General features: G+C 74.5%; 18 protein-coding genes and 1 pseudogene. 12 read left to right on the top strand and 7 right to left on the bottom strand.

Features of this window, described 5'->3' with window-relative positions; genetic code table 11:
* Positions 1–173: 173 nt before the first annotated feature.
* Together ACIQBJ_RS23360 and ACIQBJ_RS23355 are read left to right on the top strand one after the other, a co-directional pair.
* Entirely contained in the window at positions 174–1,115 is a 942-nt protein-coding gene (locus ACIQBJ_RS23360; RefSeq protein ID WP_400713802.1) for a DeoR/GlpR family DNA-binding transcription regulator, read from the top strand.
* 97 nt (positions 1,116–1,212) lie between these two features.
* A complete protein-coding gene (locus ACIQBJ_RS23355) occupies positions 1,213–2,565 on the top strand; it encodes a condensation domain-containing protein (RefSeq protein ID WP_400713799.1) in 1,353 nt (450 codons plus the stop codon).
* A 57-nt stretch (positions 2,566–2,622) separates the two neighbouring features.
* On the opposite strand, the gene ACIQBJ_RS23350 is transcribed toward ACIQBJ_RS23355, so the two are convergent.
* Both ACIQBJ_RS23350 and ACIQBJ_RS23345 read right to left on the bottom strand, forming a co-directional pair.
* Positions 2,623–4,398, bottom strand: a complete 1,776-nt coding sequence (locus tag ACIQBJ_RS23350) for an acetyl/propionyl/methylcrotonyl-CoA carboxylase subunit alpha (protein ID WP_400713796.1) — start codon at positions 4,396–4,398, stop codon at positions 2,623–2,625.
* Positions 4,399–4,617: 219 nt separating this feature from the next.
* Entirely contained in the window at positions 4,618–5,370 is a 753-nt protein-coding gene (locus ACIQBJ_RS23345) for a hypothetical protein (RefSeq protein ID WP_400713793.1), read from the bottom strand.
* A 270-nt stretch (positions 5,371–5,640) separates the two neighbouring features.
* On the opposite strand from ACIQBJ_RS23345, the gene ACIQBJ_RS23340 reads away from it, so the two are divergent.
* Positions 5,641–6,399 (top strand): alpha/beta hydrolase family protein, encoded by a 759-nt coding sequence (locus ACIQBJ_RS23340; RefSeq protein ID WP_400713790.1) that lies wholly within the window; start codon positions 5,641–5,643, stop codon positions 6,397–6,399.
* A gap of 7 nt (positions 6,400–6,406) precedes the next feature.
* Here ACIQBJ_RS23340 and ACIQBJ_RS23335 read toward each other — a convergent pair whose 3' ends face one another.
* Both ACIQBJ_RS23335 and mmpB read right to left on the bottom strand, forming a co-directional pair.
* A complete protein-coding gene (locus ACIQBJ_RS23335) occupies positions 6,407–7,018 on the bottom strand; it encodes a nucleoside triphosphate pyrophosphatase (protein WP_400713787.1) in 612 nt (203 codons plus the stop codon).
* A gap of 30 nt (positions 7,019–7,048) precedes the next feature.
* Entirely contained in the window at positions 7,049–7,174 is a 126-nt protein-coding gene (gene mmpB / locus ACIQBJ_RS23330) for a morphogenic membrane protein MmpB (RefSeq protein ID WP_400713784.1), read from the bottom strand.
* Between the two features lie 258 nt (positions 7,175–7,432).
* Here mmpB and ACIQBJ_RS23325 point away from each other — a divergent pair, with 258 nt between their 5' ends.
* Positions 7,433–7,861, top strand: coding sequence for a DoxX family protein (locus ACIQBJ_RS23325; RefSeq protein WP_400713781.1), 429 nt, complete (start codon positions 7,433–7,435; stop codon positions 7,859–7,861).
* A 273-nt stretch (positions 7,862–8,134) separates the two neighbouring features.
* Here ACIQBJ_RS23325 and ACIQBJ_RS23320 read toward each other — a convergent pair whose 3' ends face one another.
* Both ACIQBJ_RS23320 and ACIQBJ_RS23315 read right to left on the bottom strand, forming a co-directional pair.
* Positions 8,135–8,335 carry an acyl-CoA carboxylase subunit epsilon gene (locus ACIQBJ_RS23320; RefSeq protein ID WP_400713778.1) on the bottom strand — a complete coding sequence of 67 codons (201 nt, stop codon included), beginning with the start codon at positions 8,333–8,335 and terminating at the stop codon, positions 8,135–8,137.
* Between the two features lie 22 nt (positions 8,336–8,357).
* Entirely contained in the window at positions 8,358–9,947 is a 1,590-nt protein-coding gene (locus tag ACIQBJ_RS23315) for an acyl-CoA carboxylase subunit beta (protein ID WP_400713775.1), read from the bottom strand.
* Positions 9,948–10,159: 212 nt separating this feature from the next.
* Here ACIQBJ_RS23315 and ACIQBJ_RS23310 point away from each other — a divergent pair, with 212 nt between their 5' ends.
* The 3 genes and pseudogenes from ACIQBJ_RS23310 to ACIQBJ_RS23300 form a co-directional block, all read left to right on the top strand.
* A complete protein-coding gene (locus ACIQBJ_RS23310; protein ID WP_400713772.1) occupies positions 10,160–11,056 on the top strand; it encodes a biotin--[acetyl-CoA-carboxylase] ligase in 897 nt (298 codons plus the stop codon).
* 193 nt (positions 11,057–11,249) lie between these two features.
* Complete coding sequence (locus ACIQBJ_RS23305; protein WP_400713769.1) at positions 11,250–12,320, top strand: adenylate/guanylate cyclase domain-containing protein; 1,071 nt, start codon at positions 11,250–11,252, stop codon at positions 12,318–12,320.
* A gap of 165 nt (positions 12,321–12,485) precedes the next feature.
* Positions 12,486–13,625, top strand: a pseudogene (locus ACIQBJ_RS23300) (diguanylate cyclase domain-containing protein); the annotation flags it as partial.
* A gap of 644 nt (positions 13,626–14,269) precedes the next feature.
* Here the strand turns inward: ACIQBJ_RS23300 and fdhD are convergent.
* On the bottom strand, positions 14,270–15,085 hold the full coding sequence (fdhD, locus tag ACIQBJ_RS23295) for a formate dehydrogenase accessory sulfurtransferase FdhD (RefSeq protein ID WP_400713766.1): 816 nt from the start codon (positions 15,083–15,085) through the stop codon (positions 14,270–14,272).
* 101 nt (positions 15,086–15,186) lie between these two features.
* Between fdhD and hutH the strand changes: the two genes are divergently transcribed.
* The 5 genes from hutH (at position 15,187) to hutU (ending at position 20,639) form a co-directional block, all read left to right on the top strand.
* Complete coding sequence (hutH, locus tag ACIQBJ_RS23290) at positions 15,187–16,755, top strand: histidine ammonia-lyase (protein ID WP_400713763.1); 1,569 nt, start codon at positions 15,187–15,189, stop codon at positions 16,753–16,755.
* A gap of 229 nt (positions 16,756–16,984) precedes the next feature.
* Positions 16,985–17,857 carry a MurR/RpiR family transcriptional regulator gene (locus tag ACIQBJ_RS23285; protein ID WP_400713760.1) on the top strand — a complete coding sequence of 291 codons (873 nt, stop codon included), beginning with the start codon at positions 16,985–16,987 and terminating at the stop codon, positions 17,855–17,857.
* A gap of 123 nt (positions 17,858–17,980) precedes the next feature.
* On the top strand, positions 17,981–18,310 hold the full coding sequence (locus tag ACIQBJ_RS23280) for a hypothetical protein (RefSeq protein ID WP_400713757.1): 330 nt from the start codon (positions 17,981–17,983) through the stop codon (positions 18,308–18,310).
* Between the two features lie 171 nt (positions 18,311–18,481).
* Complete coding sequence (locus ACIQBJ_RS23275; RefSeq protein WP_400713754.1) at positions 18,482–18,814, top strand: SHOCT domain-containing protein; 333 nt, start codon at positions 18,482–18,484, stop codon at positions 18,812–18,814.
* Between the two features lie 157 nt (positions 18,815–18,971).
* Positions 18,972–20,639 (top strand): urocanate hydratase, encoded by a 1,668-nt coding sequence (gene hutU, locus ACIQBJ_RS23270; protein ID WP_400713751.1) that lies wholly within the window; start codon positions 18,972–18,974, stop codon positions 20,637–20,639.
* Positions 20,640–20,642 lie beyond the last annotated feature (3 nt).

Raw genomic sequence — 20,642 nt, 5'->3', positions numbered from 1 at the left:
GCTCCCGGGCGGCGGCGCGCCGGTTCCCGGGCGGGAGCCGGGCGTGCGCCGTCGGGGTCACCCGCTCGGCGGAGCGCGCATTGTAGGGTCATGCGCCGTTCCGACGTGAGCAAATCCCGTTACCAGGTGCAAACGCCTGAAAGCAGACGGTCACTCGGGTTACCGTCGGTTCTGTGTTTGCAGCAGAACGTCGCCAGTTGATCCTTGAGATGGTGCGCGCCAACGGAGCCGTGTCGCTCCGTGAGCTGGCCCGCGTCGTCCAGACCTCCGAAGTCACCGTCCGCCGGGACGTCCGGGCGCTGGAGGCCGAGGGGCTGCTCGACCGCCGCCACGGCGGTGCGGTGCTCCCCGGCGGCTTCAGCCGGGAGCCCGGCTATCCGCAGAAGACCCACCTCGCCGCCGTCGAGAAGAGCGCCATCGCCGACCTCGCCGCCAGTCTGGTCGAGGAGGGCGACGCCATCGTGGTCGGCGCCGGCACCACCACCCAGGAGTTGGCCCGTCGGCTCGCCCGGGTGCCGGGGCTGACGGTGGTCACCAACTCGCTGCTGGTCGCCCAGGCGCTGGCCCATGCCAACCGGGTCGAGGTGGTGATGACCGGCGGCACCCTGCGCGGCTCCAACTACGCCCTGGTGGGCAGCGGGGCCGAGCAGTCGCTGGCCGGGCTGCGGGTCACCAAGGCCTTCCTGTCCGGCAGCGGGCTGACGGCCGAACGCGGCCTGTCCACCGCCAACATGCTCTCGGCCTCGGTCGACCGGGCCCTGGTGCAGGCCGCCAACGAGGTGATCGTGCTGGCCGACCACACCAAGCTCGGCGCGGACAGCATGTTCCAGACCGTCGCCACCGAGGCGATCACCCGGCTGGTCACCGACGAGCACGCCGCCGCCGAGGACCCGACCGCCCGGGAGCTGGACGCGCTCGCCGACTGCGGGGTGCGGATCGAGGTCGCCCGGCTGGGCCTGTCCGTCGAGCCCGCCCCGGCGCACCAGTCCGGCCCGCGCCGCCCCGCCCCGCCGCCCGGCCTGGCCGCCCCCGGCTCCCCCCTCCCCGGGCAGCGCCGCCCCGCCCCGCACGCCGGGCTGCCGCCCGCCGCCCGGCTGGCCGAGCGGATCCGCTGACGGCGGCGGGCCGCCGGGACGCCGCGGTGACCGGTTCCGGCAGGCCCGGCACCGGACCCTGGCCGCCCCGGCGGCCCCGCTTGTAGCGTCTGGCCCCATGGACGCAGCGAGCGAAACACCCGACGACAGAACCGAGTTGACGGTGCGCGGGGCCCGGGGCGGACGCGGCCCCGCGACCTGGGGCCAGCGCGCCATCCACTCCGCCCTGGTCAAGCTCGGCCCCGACGCCCACCGCTACAACGTGCGGCTGGCCGCCCCCGTCGAACCCGGCCTGCCGCTGGACGAGGTGCGGCGCGCCTTCACCGACCTGCTGCACCTGCACGAGGCGCTGCGCACCCGGCTGCTCGTCGAGGACGGCGAGCTGGTCCAGGTGCTCGACCCGGAGGGCGGACTCCCGGTGGAGCTGCTGCACCGGGACACGCCCGAGCGGGCCGCCGCGGCCGCCGCCGAACTGCTCGCCGAGTACGCCGCCGCCCCGTTCGACCTGGCCGGCCGCTGGCCGGTCCGGCTCGGCCTGGTCCTGGTCGACGGCCTGGTCCGGCAGGCCGTCCTGGTGCTCTCGCACACCGCCGCGGACGGCTGGGGGATGCGCCGGCTGGTCCGCGACCTGGTGCTGCTGGCCACCGGCAGCACCCTCGAACAGCTGCGCGCCGCCCGGGGGTTCGCCCAGCCGCTGGACGAGGCCGCGGACCAGCACTCGCCGCGGGGCCGCCGCCGGGACGCCGCCGCCCGCCGGCACTGGCGGGACAAGCTCCGCACCGGCCCGCGCACCCTGCTGCCGCCCCCGCCCGCCGACGCCGACCCCGGCCGGCGGTTCCCGCTCGCGGTGCTGCGCTCCCCGGAGCTGGTCGCCGCGCTGCCCGCGGCCGCCGCCCGGCTGCGCACCAGCGACGCCACCGTGCTGCTGGCCGCCGCCGCGACCCGGCTCGGCCTGCTGGCCGGGCGGCGCGAGATCCTGTTCCAGGTGGTGGTCGGCAACCGGTTCACCGAGCAGGCCGCCGAGGCCGTCACCACCCTCGCCCAGGAGGGGCTGTTCCACCTCCCGGAGCTCGCCGGGGAGTTCGCCGAGACGGTCCGGCGCTGCCAGGGTCCGGCGCTCAGCGCCTACCGCCACTCCGGCTACGACAAGCCGCAGTTGGAGGCCGAGCTGGACGAACTGCGCGCCACCGGAGCCGAGTTGGCCGACCACTCGGTGTTCTGGAACGACACCCGCGACCCGCTGGCCGCCGCGATGCCCGACGGATCGGCCGAACCGCCCGCCGTCCGGCGCGAGTTGGCCTTCCCCGACACCTTCCCGGCGCGCCCCGGGGTGAGCGTCGCGGTCGACGTGGTGGCGGTGCCCGGCGCGGTCGAGCTGCTGATGGTCGCCGACAGCGCGCTGCTGGACCGCGAGCAGATGGCGCGGTTCCTGTGCGGCGTCGAGGAGTTGGTGCTCACCGCGGCCGGCTGAACACCGGAGGGGCGGGCCGGGCCGGTGGCCCCGCCCGCCCCTCCGCGGTCATCGTGCTCAGACGTCCTTGATCTCGCAGAGCGCGGCGCCGCTGGAGACCGAGGCGCCGACCTCGGCCTTGAGGCCGGTGACGGTGCCGGCCTTGTGGGCGTTGAGCGGCTGCTCCATCTTCATCGCCTCCAGGACGACGATCAGCTCGCCCTCGGCGACGACCTGGCCCTCCTCGACGGCGACCTTGACGATGGTGCCCTGCATCGGCGAGGCCAGCGTGTCGCCGGACGCGGCGGCGGACGCCTTCTTCGCGCCGACCCGGCGCTTCGCCTTGCCCGCGCCGGCGGCCGCGGCCGGGGCCGAGGCGACGCCCAGCGAGGAGGGCAGCGAGACCTCGATCCGCTTGCCGCCGACCTCGACCACGACGGTCTCGCGGCCCTCGGGCTCGTCACCGTCGCCGCCCGCGCCGGTGAAGGCCGGGATGGTGTTGTTGAACTCGGTCTCGATCCACCGGGTGAAGACCTGGAACGGCGCGTCCGAGCCGTGCACCTCGGGGGCGAAGGCGGGGTCGGTGACGACGGCGCGGTGGAAGGGGAGGGCGGTGGCCATGCCGTCGACCTTGAACTCCTCCAGGGCGCGGTGGGCGCGCTGGAGGGCCTGCTTGCGGTCGGTGCCGGTGACGATGAGCTTGGCGAGCAGGGAGTCCCAGGCGGGGCCGATGACCGAGCCGGACTCGACGCCCGCGTCCAGGCGGACACCGGGGCCGGAGGGCGGGGCGAAGTGGGTGACGGTGCCGGGGGCGGGCAGGAAGTTGCGGCCCGGGTCCTCGCCGTTGATCCGGAACTCGAAGGAGTGCCCGCGGACCTCGGGGTCGTCGTAGCCGAGGGCCTCGCCGTCGGCGATGCGGAACATCTCGCGGACGAGGTCGAGGCCGGTGACCTCCTCGGAGACGGGGTGTTCGACCTGGAGGCGGGTGTTGACCTCGAGGAAGGAGATCAGGCCGTCCTGGGAGACCAGGAACTCGCAGGTCCCGGCGCCGACGTAGCCGGCCTCGCGCAGGATCGCCTTCGAGGCCCGGTACAGCTCGGCGTTCTGCTCGGGGGTGAGGAACGGCGCGGGGGCCTCCTCGACGAGCTTCTGGTGGCGGCGCTGCAGCGAGCAGTCGCGGGTGGAGACGACGACCACGTTGCCGTGGGAGTCGGCCAGGCACTGGGTCTCCACGTGCCGGGGCTTGTCGAGGTACTGCTCGACGAAGCACTCCCCGCGCCCGAACGCCGCCACCGCCTCACGGACCGCGGACTCGTACAGCTCCGGGATCTCCTCCAGGGTGCGGGCGACCTTCAGGCCGCGGCCGCCGCCGCCGTAGGCGGCCTTGATCGCCACCGGCAGGCCGTGCTCGGCGGCGAACGCCACCACCTCCTGCGCGCCGGAGACCGGCTCGGAGGTGCCCGCGACCAGCGGCGCGCCGGCGCGCTGGGCCACGTGCCGGGCGGTGACCTTGTCGCCCAGGTCCCGGATCGCCTGCGGCGGCGGCCCGATCCAGGTCAGCCCGGCGTCCAGGACGGCCTGCGCGAAGTCGGCGTTCTCCGACAGGAAGCCGTAGCCCGGGTGGACCGCGTCCGCCCCCGAGTCCGCCGCGGCCTTCAACACCTTCGCGATGTCGAGGTAACTGGTCGCGGGGGTGTCACCGCCCAGCGCGTACGCCTCGTCGGCCGCCCGCACATGCAACGCGTCCCGGTCCGGCTCCGCGTACACCGCAACACTGCCGATCCCCGCATCCCGACACGCCCGGGCAACACGAACAGCGATTTCCCCGCGATTGGCGATGAGCACCTTGCGCACAGTGGCTCCCTTCTCGAACCTCGTCGAGTCTATGGATGGAAGGGCGCTACCGGCGAGTAGTCCCTGGTGGTGAGCGTGCTCACACGCTCGGTGTCCGGACTCCCGTGCGCGTGGCGGCCGTTGACGGCGCGCCGCAGGCCGGGAGGCCGGACCGATCTTCCCCCGGCCCACTGGGGCGGGCGTGGAGGGAGGGTGGCCTTCGCCACACGGAGGCTGGGCTCAGACCGCCACCGGTTCCGGGCGGGCCGTCGCCGCGGCCGTCAGGTCGGCCTCGAACTCGACCACGTCCGGCCCGTAGGCACGGGCGTTGACCACCCGCAGCACCACCGCGAACGCGCCGTCCGAGCCGTGCCGGCGGGCCAGCCCCCGGTGGTGGGCGGCCAGGTAGCGGACCGCCGCGTGGTTGGAGACCGAGGTCTGCCCGGCGATCAGGAACACCGGCCGGCTGCCGGGCCTGAGGTGGACGCGGGCCAGCAGCGCGTACGCGCTCCCGTCGGACTCCCCGGCCGCGGGCGCGAGCCCGAACTCGCGCGCCCCGACCCGCAGGGACGGAGCCGGGCTGTCGGCCCCGGCGGGCGCCGGGACGAACACGACCCCGGGCAGCCAGGACGCCAGGTGGGCCGCGGTGCGCACGTTGCTGGCCGGGCCGCCCACGCAGAACTCGGTCTTGTCGCCCAGGCCCTGGCGGACCTGGTCGTGACCGGTCAGGGTGGCCCGGGCGCCGCAGCCCCGGACCAGCGCGGCCAGCTCCATCAGGGCGTACACGTCGTTGCGCGAGACGCTCTTCGAGCTGGGCGACGCCGGATGCTGGTTGACCACCAGCAGTGCCTCGCCGTCGTCCGGCAGGCCGAAGAAGGCGCGCTCCCGCTCCAGCCGGCGGCGCCGGCGGAGCGTCTGGGCCAGCCAGCCCAGGCCGGCGCTGATCGCCGAGGCGATCAGTCCCAGCACGACGTTGAGCACACCATCGGTCATCTTCCGCTCCCCGTCGCCCCTTTCCGGTCCGGCTGCGACAGCCTAACGGCGGCCCGCCCGGCCCGGGGGTGGAACAGGGCAACAGATGTACGGCCCCGGTTCTGTCCGTTTCCGCACCCACGAACCGGAATCCGCGGTACCGGTGCGCCCGGGTCCGGCCGGGTCCGTTCGTGGCCATAACGCAATGGTTCAGACCATTGACCAAGATCGGGACGGTCCCTAGCGTCACAGCCGTCATCGGCACCACTCCGCACGATTCACGGGGGAAACGTGAAGCGTTCCACGCTGCCGGTCGCGCTCGCCGCGGCCGCCCTGCTGCTCACCGCCTGCACCTCGGGCTCCGGCGGCGGCGCCGCGAAGACCACCGCCGCGGCCGCCCCGACCCCGAAGACCTACGGCTGCCTCACCAAGGACCAGGCCGCCAAGGGCTCCTTCACCCTCGACGCCGGCACCACCGGCGGCACCGACCTGGACGCCTACTACCGGGACTCCGACGCCGGCCACGCCAAGGTCGGCGTGGTCTTCTCGCACCAGCTGCAGGGCTCGCTCTGCGAATGGGCCCCGGTCCTCGACGACTTCACCAGGGCCGGCTACGCGGTGCTCGCCTTCACCTCCGAGGGCGACGTCACCGAGGGCATCAAGGCCGCCGCCACCTACTACAAGGGCAAGGGCGTCGGCGCGCTCGCCCTGGTCGGCGCCTCCAAGGGCGCGGCCGCCTCGCTGGTCGCCGCCCGCCTCGACAACCCGCTGCCGATCGAGGCGGTGGTCTCGCTCTCCTCGCCCGAAGCCTTCGGCCTGTACAACCCGGCGCTCTCGGTCCGGACGGTGAAGACCCCCAGCTACTTCGCCGCCGAGGAGCACGACGCCCCGTTCGACGCCAACGCCAAGGCGCTGTACGACGCGGCGGTCGCCGAGGACAAGCAGCTGAAGATCTACCCCGGCGGCAACCACGGCGCCCCGCTGCTCCGGGACGGCGCCCTGCCGGACGTGCTGGCCTACCTGGCCAAGCACGCCCCCGCGGCGGGCTGACGGGCCCTCAGGCCCACAGGTCGGTGATGCGCACGTCCAGCTCGGCGAGCAGGCGGCGCAGCAGCGGCAGCGACAGCCCGATCACGTTGCCCGGGTCGCCGTCGATGCCCTCCACGAACGGCGCCGAACGGCCGTCCAGGGTGAACGCCCCGGCCACGTGCAGCGGTTCGCCGGAGGCGACGTAGGCGGCGACCTCGGCGTCGTCGGGAGTGCCGAACCGGACGGTGGTGGACGCGGTGGCGCCCGCCCGCCGTCCGGTCGCGGTGTCGATCACGCAGTGCCCGGTCCGCAGCACGCCCGAGCGGCCGCGCATCGAGCGCCAGCGCTCCAGCGCCTCCGCCGCGTCGGCGGGCTTGCCCAGCGCGCGGCCGTCCAGCTCCAGCACCGAGTCGCAGCCGATCACCAGCGGCGGCTCGCCCGGCTCGGCGGCCAGCTCCTCGGCGACCTTCTCCGCCTTCGCCACGGCCAGCACCAGCGCCAGCTCGCCCGGCGTCGGCGCGGACAGCGCGTCCTCGTCCACCCCGCTCACCCGCACCAGCGGGTCCAGGCCCGCCTGCCGCAGCAGGCCCAGCCGGGCGGGGGAGGCGGATGCGAGAACCAGCGGGCGGCGAGCGGTCATGCCCCCAGCCTAGCCGCCCCCGGACCGGCCCTACCCCAGCACCAGGACCGCCCCCAGCACGGCCATCAGCGCCAGCACCAGCGCCGTCCGGCGCAGCCGGCGCTGCACCTCGCGGACCTCTGGCGACGGTTCGTCGCGGGGGTCTGACCAGAGCATCCACCCAGCGTGCAACGGCGGGGCCGGGCCGCGCTTGAGTATCCGTACTCAGCTCGGCGTACCCGAGTTGGTTCGGGTGCCCGCTTGACGCGGGGCCGCCGAATCCCTGCAATGGAGCAACCGACTTGTCGGGTTCATGATCGACGGCGTGCGGGCCGCGACCACCCTCGGACCCGACGGGCCGTCACATCCTGGTCAGGGCAGGCACCGCACCGAACCGAACCACCCCACTGGTCCCGGCCGAGGAGAAGCCCACCCATGTCGTCGATCGTCACCACCGCGAGAACCACCACCGCAGCGGCCCGCCCCCACCTCGTCGCGCTCCACCGCGCCGTCGTCGGACTGCTCTTCGCCTGCCACGGCGCCGCCTCCCTCTTCGGCGTCCTCGGCGGCGCCTACGGCGGCGGCACCGTCCCGGCCGGCACCTGGCCCGGCTGGTACGCGGCCGTCATCCAACTCGTCTGCGGCGGCCTCGTCCTGCTCGGCCTCGGCACCCGCTGGGCCGCGCTGCTCGCCTCCGGCTCGATGGCCTACGCCTACTTCACCGTCCACCAGGAGAACGCGCTCTTCCCCCTCCAGAACGGCGGCGAGGCGTCCGTCCTCTTCTGCTGGGCCTTCCTGCTGATCGCCGCCCTCGGCCCGGGCAGCTTCGCCCTGGACGGCATCCTCTTCGGCAAGCGGGAGTAACAATCAGGGGCCCGGGAACTTTTTGCAGGCGGGACGGGAGAAAACAGGGGCCCGGGGAACGGCGGGGCCGAGGGGCGATGCGCCGGAACCCATCGGGGCGCTACGGGGCTTTCGCCAAAGACCTTCGGCCCGAAACGGGGTCGGCGCTTCGCGGCCCGTCGGTCACCCGCCCCTCGGCACCGCCGTTCCCCGGGCCCCTGGAGCTTCGCTCCCAGCGGGCCCGGAAGGGAGCTTCGCTCCCGCGAAGCCCGGCGGGCCCGGGGGACGCGGTCGCTACCGGGGCCAGAGGCTGGTGCGCCACGCGTGCGGGCCCGGGGGTGGGACGGGGCGCGGGGTGCGGGTGGTCCAGGCGGTGGCCGGGCCGCGGGCGGGGCCGGTGGCGGCCCGGGTCGCGGCCCGGGCTTGGACCACCGCCAGGACGGTGGCCAGCTCCTCGGGGGTCGGCTGCCCGTGCAGCACCTGAATGGGCGTCATGGTGCGGAGCTCCCTTCGGGGGTCAGAGCGGGATGTTGCCGTGCTTCTTCGGCGGCAGCGACTCCCGCTTGCCGCGCAGCGCCCGCAGTCCGCGGACGATGTGCCGGCGGGTCTCGCTGGGCGCGATGACGGCGTCGACGTAGCCGCGCTCGGCGGCGAGGTACGGGTTGAGCAGGGTGTCCTCGTACGAGGCGAGGAGTTCGGCGCGCCGCTCCTCGGCGCGGCCCTCCGCCTCGGCGGCGGCCAGCTCGCGGCGGTGCAGGATGTTGACCGCGCCCTGCGCGCCCATTACGGCGATCTGCGCGGTCGGCCAGGCCAGGTTGAGGTCGGCGCCGAGGTGCTTGGAGCCCATCACGTCGTACGCGCCGCCGAACGCCTTGCGGGTGATCACGGTGATCAGCGGCACGGTGGCCTCCGCGTACGCGAAGATCAGCTTGGCGCCGCGCCGGATGATGCCGTCCCACTCCTGGCCGGTGCCGGGCAGGAAGCCGGGGACGTCGACGAAGGTCAGCACCGGGATGTTGAAGGCGTCGCAGGTGCGGACGAAGCGCGCGGCCTTCTCGCTGGCCGCGATGTCGAGGCAGCCGGCCAGGTCCATCGGCTGGTTGCCGACCACGCCGACCGGGTGGCCCTCGACCCGGCCGAAGCCGATCACGATGTTGCCCGCGTACAGCGGCTGGACCTCCAGGAAGTCGCCGTCGTCCAGCACGTGCTCGATCACCCGGCGGATGTCGTACGGCTGGTTCGCCGAGTCCGGGACGATCGAGTCGAGTTCGAGGTCCTCGTCGGTGACCGTCAGGTCGGCCTGCTCGGGGAAGGCCGGCGGGTCGGAGAGGTTGTTGGAGGGCAGGTACGAGAGCAGGCTCTTGACGTACTCGACGGCCTCCTTCTCGTCGGCGGCCAGGTAGTGCGCGTTGCCGGACTTGGTGTTGTGGGTCCGGGCGCCGCCCAGCTCCTCCATGTCCACGGTCTCGCCGGTGACGGTCTTGATCACGTCGGGGCCGGTGATGAACATGTGCGAGGTCTTGTCCGCCATCACCACGAAGTCGGTGACGGCGGGGGAGTAGACCGCGCCGCCCGCGCACGGGCCCATGATCAGCGAGATCTGCGGGATCACGCCGGAGGCGTGCACGTTGCGGCGGAAGATCTCGCCGTACAGGCCGAGCGAGACCACGCCCTCCTGGATGCGCGCGCCGCCGGAGTCGTTGATGCCGATCATCGGGCAGCCGGTCTTCAGCGCGAAGTCCATCACCTTGACGATCTTCTCGCCGAACACCTCGCCGAGCGAGCCGCCGAAGACCGTGAAGTCCTGGGCGAACACCGCGATCTGGCGGCCGTCCACGGTGCCGTAGCCGGTCACCACGCCGTCGCCGTACGGGCGGTTCTTCTCCTGGCCGAAGTTGGTGGAGCGGTGCCGGGCGAACTCGTCGAACTCCACGAAGGAGTCCTCGTCGAGCAGTTCGAGAATGCGCTCACGGGCCGTCAGCTTGCCCTTGGCGTGCTGCTTCTCGACCGCCGCGGCCGAGCCGGAGTGCACCGCCTCGTCGATCCGCCGGCGCAGGTCGGCGAGCTTCCCGGCGGTGGTGTGCGCGTCCTGCGGTGCCTCGGTCATTCCGGTGGCTCTCCCTGCGTCCTCGGCCGCCGGCCCGGGACGTGAGGGTTGCTGGGCAGGGCGGCGCTGCGGTCTACCGTTGAGTAGCGTAGCCAGCGCGGAGCGCTCCGCGGCTATGGCCATCGACACATCGTGCCACTGCCCGTTCTGCGGGACGATGAAGCGGCCTGCGGGTACGCTCCGGTGTTCCGCGCGCGTTCTAGGCTGGCCCGGTGACGACACCCGACAGCCCCCGCCCCCGCCGCTCCGGCCTGCGCGGCTTCGGCCACGACGGCCCCTCCCCGTGGACCGACCTGGACCGGCCGCCGCTGGACGAACGGGCGCTGCGGCTCGACCTGCTGCGCCCCGGGTCGCTGTGGACCTCACTCGATGTGGTGAGCACGACCGGCTCCACCAACTCCGACCTCGCCGCCCGGGCGCGGGACGGCGCGCCCGAAGGCGCGGTGCTGGTCGCCGAGTCGCAGAGCTCCGGCCGGGGCCGGCTGGACCGCCGGTGGTCCGCGCCGCCGCGCTCCGGGCTGTTCCTCTCGGTGCTGCTGCGCCCGCGGGGCGTGCCGGTGGAGCGCTACGGCTGGCTGCCGATCCTGGTCGGCACCGCGGTCTCCGCCACCCTGGACCGGATCGCCGGGACCCGCACCGGGCTGAAGTGGCCCAACGACCTGCAGGCCGAGGTCGACGGCCGGGAGCGCAAGCTCGGCGGCATCCTCACCGAACTCTCCGGCGGCGCCGTGGTGGCCGGCCTCGGCCTGAACGTCTCGCTGCGGGAGGACGAACTCCCCGTCCCCACCGCGGCCTCGCTGGCGCTGGCCGGCGCCGAGGTGACCGACCGGGCCACCCTGCTGCGGGCGCTGCTGCGCGAGTTCGCCGAGCTGTACGGCGAGTGGACGGCCGCCGCGGGCGACCCGCACGCCAGCGGCCTGCTGCCCGCGTACACCGCCCGCTGCACCACGCTGAACCGGCCGGTGAAGGTCCAACTCCCGGGCGACCGCGAGCTGCTGGGACAGGCCGTGGCGGTGGACGGCGACGGCCGGCTGGTGGTCCGCACCCCCGACGGCGTCCGCCACCCCGTCGCGGCCGGTGACGTGGTGCACGTCCGCCCGCAGGACTGACCGCCGGGCCCCGCGGTCTCAACGGGCGGGACCGGCGGACCGGCTGCCGGGCGGATGCCCCGGATTACGCGATTCCGTGCGAACATTCCACCTGGCAGCGGTGTGAGGCTCGCCACTACCCTCGCGGTGGTCGCGTGCCGCAGACCTCCAGGACGGCAGAAGACGAGTGCGGCGACCGCACGGGGACGGACCGGTGACAGACAACGGCGGCGCCACGACGGGCTCCGGGCACGGCGCGGCGGACGAGGGGAACACCGTCGCGGCCGACCTGGAGCGGCTCATCCTCGACGCGCCCCGCAAGTACACCCCCTACCAGGCGGCGCGCGCCGCCGAGGTCCCGATGGAGCTCGCCACCCGGTTCTGGCGCGCCATGGGCTTCCCCGACATCGGCCAGTCCCGGGCCCTCACCGACAACGACGTGATCGCGCTGCGCCGGCTGGCCGGCCTGATCGAGTCCGGGCTGCTCAGCGAGCCGATGGCGATCCAGGTCGCCCGCTCCACCGGCCAGACCACCTCGCGGCTGGCCGGCTGGCAGATGGACACCTTCCTCGACAACCTGACCCAGCCCGTCGAGCCCGGCATGACCCGCTCCGACGTCGCCTACCCGCTGGTCGAACTGCTGCTGCCCGAACTGGAGCAGTTCCTGGTCTACGTGTGGCGCCGCCAACTCGCCGCCGTCACCGGCCGGGTGGTCGCCGCCGCCGAGGACCACGAGGTCACCTCCGGCCGGCTCGCCGTCGCCTTCGCCGACCTGGTCGGCTTCACCCGGCTCTCCCGCCGGCTGGAGGAGGAGGAACTCGGCTCGCTGGTCGAGGGCTTCGAGAACACCTGCTCCGACCTGATCGCCGGTCAGGGCGGCCGGGTCGTCAAGACCCTCGGCGACGAGATCCTGTTCGTCTCCGAGGACCCGGCCACCGTCGCCGAGATCGCGCTCTCCCTGGTCGAGACGCTCGCCAAGGAGGACAACATGCCCGCCCTCCGGGTCGGCATGGCCTTCGGCACCGTCACCTCCCGGATGGGCGACGTCTTCGGCACCACCGTCAACCTGGCCTCCCGGCTCACCTCGATCGCCCCCAAGGACGCCGTCCTGGTCGACGGCGAACTCGCCACCGCGCTCGAACAGCACGGCACCGCGGGCCTGCCCGAGACCGAACCCGACCCGGCCCACCGCTTCCAGCTCCAGCCGATGTGGCGCCGCCCGGTCCGCGGCCTCGGCCTGGTCGAGCCCTGGCTGCTCACCCGCACCCCCGGCACCGCCCCGTAACCGCCCGGTTCGGCCGAAAACCGGGCGGATCGGCCTAGGCTGGGTGAAAGGCCACGGGCAGGAGGACGGCGAGCGGTGAGTGAGGCGACCATGACCGAGGAGGCCTCGTTCGAGGCGGCGGCGCCGGACCTGCGCCTGCAGGCGGTGGTGGAACTCGCCCAGGACATGGCCGGGGCGATGACCCCGCTGGAGGCGGTCGGCGCCGCCGCGGCCCGGGCCACCCGCGCACTGGGCGCGACGATGGCGGCCGTCTCGGTCTGGGACCGCGAGTCCGGCCGGCTGCGGGTGCTGGTCAACCACGGCGAGCTGGCGCCCGGCGAGGAGGAACTGCCCGAGGACGAGTCCTACCCCGTCGCGGACTTCCCCGAGATCCTCAGCTACCTGGAGGAGCACTGGACCACCGGCCGGCTGCCCCGCGCCTGGGTCCAGACCGCCGAGGACGCCGGCCCGCCCACCGGCCACCAGCACCCCGCCGCCGGGGCGTTCTGCCGCCAGCGGGCGGCCGGCCTGCGCCGCCGCGGCCGGGGCTGCTGCCTGGTCGCCCCGATCGTGCTGCACGGCCAGGCCTGGGGCGAGCTGTACCTCGCCCGCGGCATCGGCATGCCGGTCTTCGACGCCGCCGACGCCGACTACGCCACCCTGCTCGCCGCCCAGGTCTCGGCCGGCCTGGCCCAGACCGAACGCGTCGCCGACCTGCGCCGGCTCGCCTTCACCGACGCCCTCACCGGCCTCGCCAACCGCCGCTCCGTCGACGCCCGCCTCGACGCCGCGCTCAAGGCGCACACCCGGGACGGCGCGGTGGTCTCGCTGGTGGTCTGCGACGTCAACGGCCTCAAGCGGGTCAACGACCAGCTCGGCCACGAGATGGGCGACCGGCTGCTCGAACGCTTCGCCCACCAGCTCTCGCTGTCCGCGGCCAAGCTCCCCGGCAGCCTGGCCGCCCGGCTCGGCGGCGACGAGTTCTGCCTGCTCGTCGAGGGCCGGCCCGCCGACGAGGTGGTGACGGTCGCCGAGGAACTCTGCGCCCGCGCCCTGGAACTGACGGACGGTGAGGGCGTCGCCTGCGGCGTCGCCTCCACCGGCGACCCGATCGGCCCCGTCACCACCCCCGACCGGCTGCTCCGGCTCGCCGACGCCGCCCAGTACCGGGCCAAGGCCGCCCGCGCCGCCCACCCCGTGGTGGCCGGCCGCGGCCACGGCCCCGGCTGGGCCCCCGACCCGACCGTCCTGCTCGCCGACGGCGCCGACCCGCAGCGCCGCCGCCCGTCCGGCCGCTCCCACGGGGACCGGCGGCGGATCCGCGGCGCCGCACACAGCGCCGACCCCGGGCAGCTGCTCGCCGCCGTCCTCGCCGCCCTCGACCAGGGCGGCGTCCAGGGCGCCGTCACCCACCCCGCCGACACCCTCGGACGGCTCGCCGTCGTCGCCGAGAGCGCCTCCCGGCTGCTCAACGCCGTCGGCTGGTGGATCTCCTACGTCCCGCCCGGCTCGCACCTGATGCGCACCTGCCGGCACGCCGTCTACCGGATGACCGGCGGCCCCGCGAGCGCCCGCGCCCAGACCCAGCGGGCCCAGATCGAGGCCCCCGACGCCGTCTTCGACCTCCGCCACTACCCCCTCACCGGCCGCGCCGTCACCGGCGGCTCCTTCGCCCTCCGGGCCGGCGCGCCCGGCAACGACGCCGCCGAGGAAGCCGTCATGGTGGTCTCCGGCTACCGCGCCATGGTCGCCGCGGGCGGGGCCAACGCCGCGGGCGGCTGGCTCCTCGAACTCTTCGCCGACGAATCCACCCTCCCCCTCGGCCAGATCGCCCCGGCCCTCCGCACCCTCGCCGCCGTGGCCCTCTCGGGCCCCTGCTCGCCGCCGCCCAGCTAGAAATCGGGGAGCACCCCAGGGGCCCCTGGAGCTTCGCTCCCAGCGGGCCCAGGATTTCTCCCGAAAGCGTCTGTCTAAGAGATCCGGTCCGGGCGGGTGTAGACGTTCGCGGTGCGGTCGCGGAGGAAGCCGACCAGGGTGAGGCCCAGTTCCTCGGCGAGGTCGACGGCGAGGGAGGAGGGGGCGGAGACGGCGGCGAGCAGCGGGAGGCCGGCCAGGGCGGCCTTCTGGGTCAGTTCGAAGGAGGCCCGGCCGGAGACCAGCAGGAGGTGGCCGGTGAGCGGGAGGAGGCCCTCGCGGAGGGCCCAGCCGACCACCTTGTCGACCGCGTTGTGCCGGCCGACGTCCTCGCGGACGCACAGCAGCGTCCCGTCCGCCGTGAACAGCCCGGCCGCGTGCAGCCCGCCGGTGCTGTCGAACGTCCGCTGGGCGGCGCGCAGTTGCCCGGGGAGCCCGTACAGTGTCCCGGCCGGGACGGTGAGCGGGTCGGTGGCGACGTCCCAGCGGGAGCGGGTGCGGACGGCGTCGACGGTGTCGCGGCCGCAGAGGCCGCACGCGCTGGTGGTGAGCAGGTTGCGGTGGGCGGAGAGCGCGGGCCGGGCACCGCGGACGGTGGCGTCGACCACGTTGTAGGTGTTGGCGCCGTCCGCGTCGGTGCCCGCGCAGTAGCGGAGGGCGGCGAGTTCCCCGGTGGCGCCGACCAGCCCCTCGCCGACCAGGAACCCGGCGACCAGGTCGAAGTCGTGGCCGGGGGTGCGCATGGTGACGGTCAGCGCCTCGCCGCCGATCCGGATCTCCAGTGGTTCCTCGGCGGCCAGGCTGTCGGGGCGCGCCGTCCGTTCGTCCCCGCTCAGCCGCACCACTCGTCGTCGTTCCGTCGCCCGTGCCATGGGTGTCGCACCTCCGCGCGCCAGTCAACCACCGGTGGCCGGTCCGGAACGGCCGCCACCCTTGCTTGTCACATCTCCATTCACCTGATCTGATTGTGCATATGGATATGCACAGTGTCGTCGTCCAGGTCGGCAAGGCCGACGTCAGCGCCGAGGACGTCCTCGCCGTCGCCCGCGGCGGGGCCCGGGTGGAGATCGGGCCGGACGCGCTCGCCGAGATGGCCGCGGCCCGGGCCCGGATCGACGCCCTCGCCGCCGAGCCCCGCCCGGTCTACGGCGTGTCGACCGGCTTCGGCGCGCTGGCGGTGCGCCACATCAGCCCCGAACTGCGGGCCCAACTGCAGCGCTCGCTGGTGCGCTCGCACGCCGCCGGCATGGGCCCGGTGGTGGAGACCGAGGTGGTCCGGGCGCTGGTGTTCCTGCGGATGAAGACGCTGGCCTCCGGCCGTACGGGCGTCCGCCCGCTGGTCGCCGAGACGATGGCCGCGCTGCTGAACGCCGGGATCACCCCGGTGGTGCGGGAGTTCGGCTCGCTCGGCTGCTCCGGCGACCTCGCGCCGCTCTCGCACTGCGCGCTGGTGCTGATGGGCGAGGGCACCGCGTTCGGCCCGGACGGGGTGGAGAAGCCCGCCGCCGAACTGCTGGCCGCCGCCGGGATCGAGCCGGTCGAGCTGCTGGAGAAGGAGGGCCTGGCCCTCATCAACGGCACCGACGGCATGCTCGGCATGCTGGTGATGGCGCTCGCCGACCTGGCCCGGCTCTACACCACCGCCGACATCACCGCCGCGATGAGCCTGGAGGCGCTGCTCGGCAGCGACAAGGTGCTCGCCCCCGAACTGCACGGCCCGATCCGCCCGCACCCCGGCCAGGCCGACGCCGCCGCCAACATGCTGGCGGTGCTGCGCGACTCCGGCCTGACCGGCCACCACCAGGACGACGCGCCGCGGGTCCAGGACGCGTACTCGATCCGCTGCGCCCCGCAGGTGGCCGGCGCGGGCCGGGACACCCTGGCGCACGCCCGCCTGGTCGCCGACCGCGAACTGGCCGCGTCCGTGGACAACCCGGTGGTGCTGCCGGACGGCCGGGTCGAGTCGAACGGCAACTTCCACGGCGCCCCGGTGGCGTACGTGCTGGACTTCCTGGCGATCGCCGCCGCCGACCTGGCCTCGATCTCCGAGCGGCGCACCGACCGGCTGCTCGACAAGGCCCGCTCGCACGGCCTGCCCGCGTTCCTCGCCGACGACCCGGGCGTGGACTCCGGCCTGATGATCGCCCAGTACACCCAGGCCGCGCTGGTCAGCGAGAACAAGCGGCTCGCGGTGCCTGCCTCGGTGGACTCCATCCCGTCCTCGGCGATGCAGGAGGACCACGTCTCGATGGGCTGGTCCGCGGCCCGCAAGCTGCGCCAGTCGGTGGCCAACCTGGGCCGCGTCCTGGCAGTGGAACTCGTCGCCTCCGCCCGGGCGCTGGAGATCCGCGAGCAGGCCGCCGAGCAGTCCGGCGTGCTCGCCCCGGCCACCGCCGCCGCGGTCGCCGCCGCCCGCGCGGCCGGCGTCGAGGGGCCCGGCCGGGACCGCTTCCTCTCCCCGGACCTGGAGGCCGCCGCCGACCTGGTCGCCTCCGGCGCCCTGGTCGAGGCGGTGCAGCGGGTCACCGGCCCGCTCGCCTGAGCCCCCTGCCGGGGCGCGGCGGGCGCACCCGCCGGACCGGCCCGGTCCCGCCCGCCCCCGGCAGCGGCCGGACGGGCGGGACCGCGCTCCGGACCCGCCCGTCCCGGCAGGCGATACGCGATTGCCGGGCCGCCGGGGCTGCGCCACAGTCGTCCCACCGCCGAAGCCACCGCCGAAGCCACCGCCGAAGCCATCGGCGACCGCCCCACCGAGCCCGGAGGTACCGCAGATGACCGCCCTGGACGAGACCGGCACGGCCGCCGGACCCTCCGCCCGGCTGCTCCAGCTCTTCGAGGGCCACCGGCTGACGCCGACCCAGCGGCGGATCGCGCACTCGCTGGTCCGGCACGCCACCGAGGCGCCGTTCCTGTCCAGCGTCGAGGTCGCCGAACTCGCCGGGGTCAGCCAGCCGTCCGTGACCCGCTTCGCGGTCGCGCTCGGCTACGACGGCTACCCGGCGCTGCGCAAGCAGCTGCGCGAGCTCGGAGTGGGGGAGGCGTCCGCCCCCGAGAGCCACCACGAGGTGGTGCGCAACGAGCACCAGCAGGCCGTGCTCGCCGAGATCGAGCACCTGCGGCACCTCGCCGAACTGCTCGCCGACCCGGCGCCGATCGTCCGGGCCGCCCGCATCCTGGCCGCCTCCCGCCCGCTGCCGGTGCTCGGCCTGCGGGCGGCGTCCGCGCAGGCCCGCGGCTTCTCGTACTTCGCCGGCAAGGTGCACCCCGACATCCGGCTGCTCGACGAGGGCGGCTCGATGCTCACCGACCGGCTGGAGCAGGTCGCCGCGGCCGGGGCCACCGCGCTGCTCTGCTTCGCGCTGCCGCGCTACCCGCGCGAGCTGATGGAGGCACTGGCGGTCGCCCGCGAGTGCGGGCTGACGGTGCTGACCGTCGCCGACTCGGCGTTCGCGCCGGTCGCCAAGCTCTCCGACGTGCTGCTGCCCGCCGCCGTCGGCACCGGCCTGGTCTTCGACACCGCGTGCGCGCCGATGATGCTCGGCCGGGTCCTGCTGCAGACCATGTGCGACGAGATCCCCGGCGCGGAGGCCCGGCTGGAGGCGATCGAGCAGTCCGCGACGGCCCGTCAACTGTTCTTGGAATGACACCCGTTGTTTCGGCAAAGACCCCTTTTCGTCGGGTTGACGACGGGGGCTGAGCGGGCATCCCTTCCATGAGGGAAACGACAGCTTGGACGGGGGAGTCCAATGCCACCGCCGATCCACCGGATGAGACTGACCGGACGACTCGGGTCCGGGGCCGACGAATGGTCCTGCCCGCTCTGCGGCCGCCGCATCGCGCTGCGCCGCCCACCACACCCCGAACTCACCGTGCTCGACCCGGGCGACGAGGAGGCCGTGCACATCGGCGTCCTGGAGCCCGGCAGTGACGCGGCCGCCGCCGCCGACGAGGCCGCCGCCCGCTACGGCGTCGGCCCGGTCCAGCACATCCCGCGCCCCCCGGCCCGCCCCGGCCAGCCCACCCCCGAGCCCGACGCGGCCGACCGCCGCTGGCTGGCCGAGATCGGCATCGACTGGGACGGCGACGAGGCGGCCTGACGGGCCGTCGGGGGGAGCGCGGGGCGCCCGTCCCGAACGCCGTCCCGCCGGGGCGGCGTTCGGCGGTTCCGGACCGTGCCGGGGCGCGTCGGGCCGTGCCGTTCCGGGTCGCGCCCGGGAGGAGCAGACTGGAGACGGCGCACCGTGCGGGTGCGATGGCGGGTGATCGCGATGAGGTACTGGCACCACGGGCCCCACGGCGGCATGCCGTGGCTGCTGCCCGGGCTGACGTTCCTGGTGGTCGTGCTGCTGCTGGCGGTGCTGGCGGCGGTGCTGTGGCGGGTCTCGGCCCGCCGGTCGGCGGGCGGCGCACCGGCGCCGCGATGGGGGAGTCCGCCCGGTCCGGTGCGGCACGGCGAGGCGGAGCGGCTGCTCGCGGAGCGGCTGGCCCGGGGCGAGGTTGAGGTCGAGGAGTACCGCCGGCGGCTGGCCGCGCTGCGCGGCGAACCGGCCGGCGACGGGCCGGGGCCCGGAGCCCCGCCGGGCGCCCCGGGGAAGAACTGACCCCGCTGACCCTGCGGGCCTCGCGGGCCCCGCTGACCCCGCGCCCCGTCCGGCGGGAGCCGAACTCGCGGGCGGGGTGCTCTGGCCGGGCCGCCTCTGTTTGGATATATTCAGTCCCGTCGAAGGTGAATGAAAACATCCGCAAGGAGGCTGGTCCATGGCAGAGCAGGCGAACGGCCCGCGCGAGGTCCGCGCGGCGCGGGGCACCGGGCTGAGCACGCAGGGCTGGCAGCAGGAGGCCGCCCTGCGGATGCTGATGAACAACCTGGACCCGGAGGTCGCCGAGCACCCGTCGAAGCTGGTGGTCTACGGCGGCACCGGCAAGGCGGCCCGGGACTGGCGCTCCTTCGACGCGATGGTGCGGACCCTGCAGGGGCTGAAGCAGGACGAGACCATGCTGGTCCAGTCCGGCCGCCCGGTCGGCGTGATGCAGACCCACGAGTGGGCGCCGCGGGTGCTGATCGCCAACTCCAACCTGGTCGGCGACTGGGCGAACTGGGAGGAGTTCCGCCGCCTGGAGTCGCTCGGCCTCACCATGTACGGCCAGATGACCGCCGGTTCGTGGATCTACATCGGCACCCAGGGCATCCTCCAGGGCACCTACGAGACCTTCTCCGCCGTCGCCGACAAGCGCTTCGGCGGCACCCTGGAGGGCACGATCACCCTCACCGCCGGTCTCGGCGGCATGGGCGGCGCCCAGCCGCTGGCCGTCACCATGAACGGCGGCGTGGTGATCTGCATCGACTGCGACCCGTCCCGGATCGCCCGCCGGATCGAGCACCGCTACCTGGACGTCGAGGCCAAGAACCTCGACCACGCCCTGCAGCTGGCCACCGAGGCCCGCGACAAGCGGCAGCCGTTGTCGATCGGCGTGCTCGGCAACGCGGCCGAACTGGTGCCGCAGCTGCTGGCGATGGACGCCCCGATCGACATCGCCACCGACCAGACCAGCGCCCACGACCCGCTGGCCTACCTGCCGATCGGCGTCGCCTTCGAGGACATGGCGTCCTACGCCGCCGAGAAGCCCGCCGAGTTCACCGTCCGGGCCCGCGAGGCGATGGCCCGGCACGTGGAGGCGATGGTCGGCTTCCAGGACCGCGGCGCCGAGGTCTTCGACTACGGCAACTCGATCCGCGGCGAGGCGCAACTCGCCGGATACGAGCGGGCGTTCGAGTTCCCGGGCTTCGTCCCGGCGTACATCCGGCCGCTGTTCTGCGAAGGGAAGGGCCCGTTCCGCTGGGCCGCGCTGTCCGGCGACCCGAAGGACATCCACAAGACCGACAAGGCCGTCCTCGACCTGTTCCCGGAGAACGAGTCGCTGCACCGCTGGATCAAGATGGCCCAGGAGAAGGTGCACTTCCAGGGCCTGCCCGCGCGGATCTGCTGGCTCGGCTACGGCGAGCGCGACAAGGCCGGCGAGCGGTTCAACGACATGGTGGCGAGCGGCGAGCTGTCCGCCCCGATCGTGATCGGCCGCGACCACCTGGACTGCGGCTCGGTCGCCTCCCCGTACCGGGAGACCGAGGCGATGCTCGACGGCTCCGACGCGATCGCCGACTGGCCGCTGCTCAACGCCATGGTCAACGTCGCCTCCGGCGCCTCCTGGGTCTCCATCCACCACGGCGGCGGCGTCGGCATCGGCCGCTCCATCCACGCCGGGCAGGTCACCGTCGCCGACGGCACCGCGCTGGCCGGCGAGAAGATCCGCCGGGTCCTCACCAACGACCCCGGCATGGGCGTCATCCGGCACGTCGACGCCGGCTACGACCGGGCCGACGAGGTCGCCGCCGAGCGCGGGGTGCGCATCCCGATGGGTGAGCTGTGAGCT

Origin of the sequence: Kitasatospora sp. NPDC088391 (genome assembly GCF_044753345.1) — a bacterium.
Classification (GTDB): domain Bacteria; phylum Actinomycetota; class Actinomycetes; order Streptomycetales; family Streptomycetaceae; genus Kitasatospora.
This window is presented reverse-complemented; position numbering and strand designations above follow the sequence as displayed.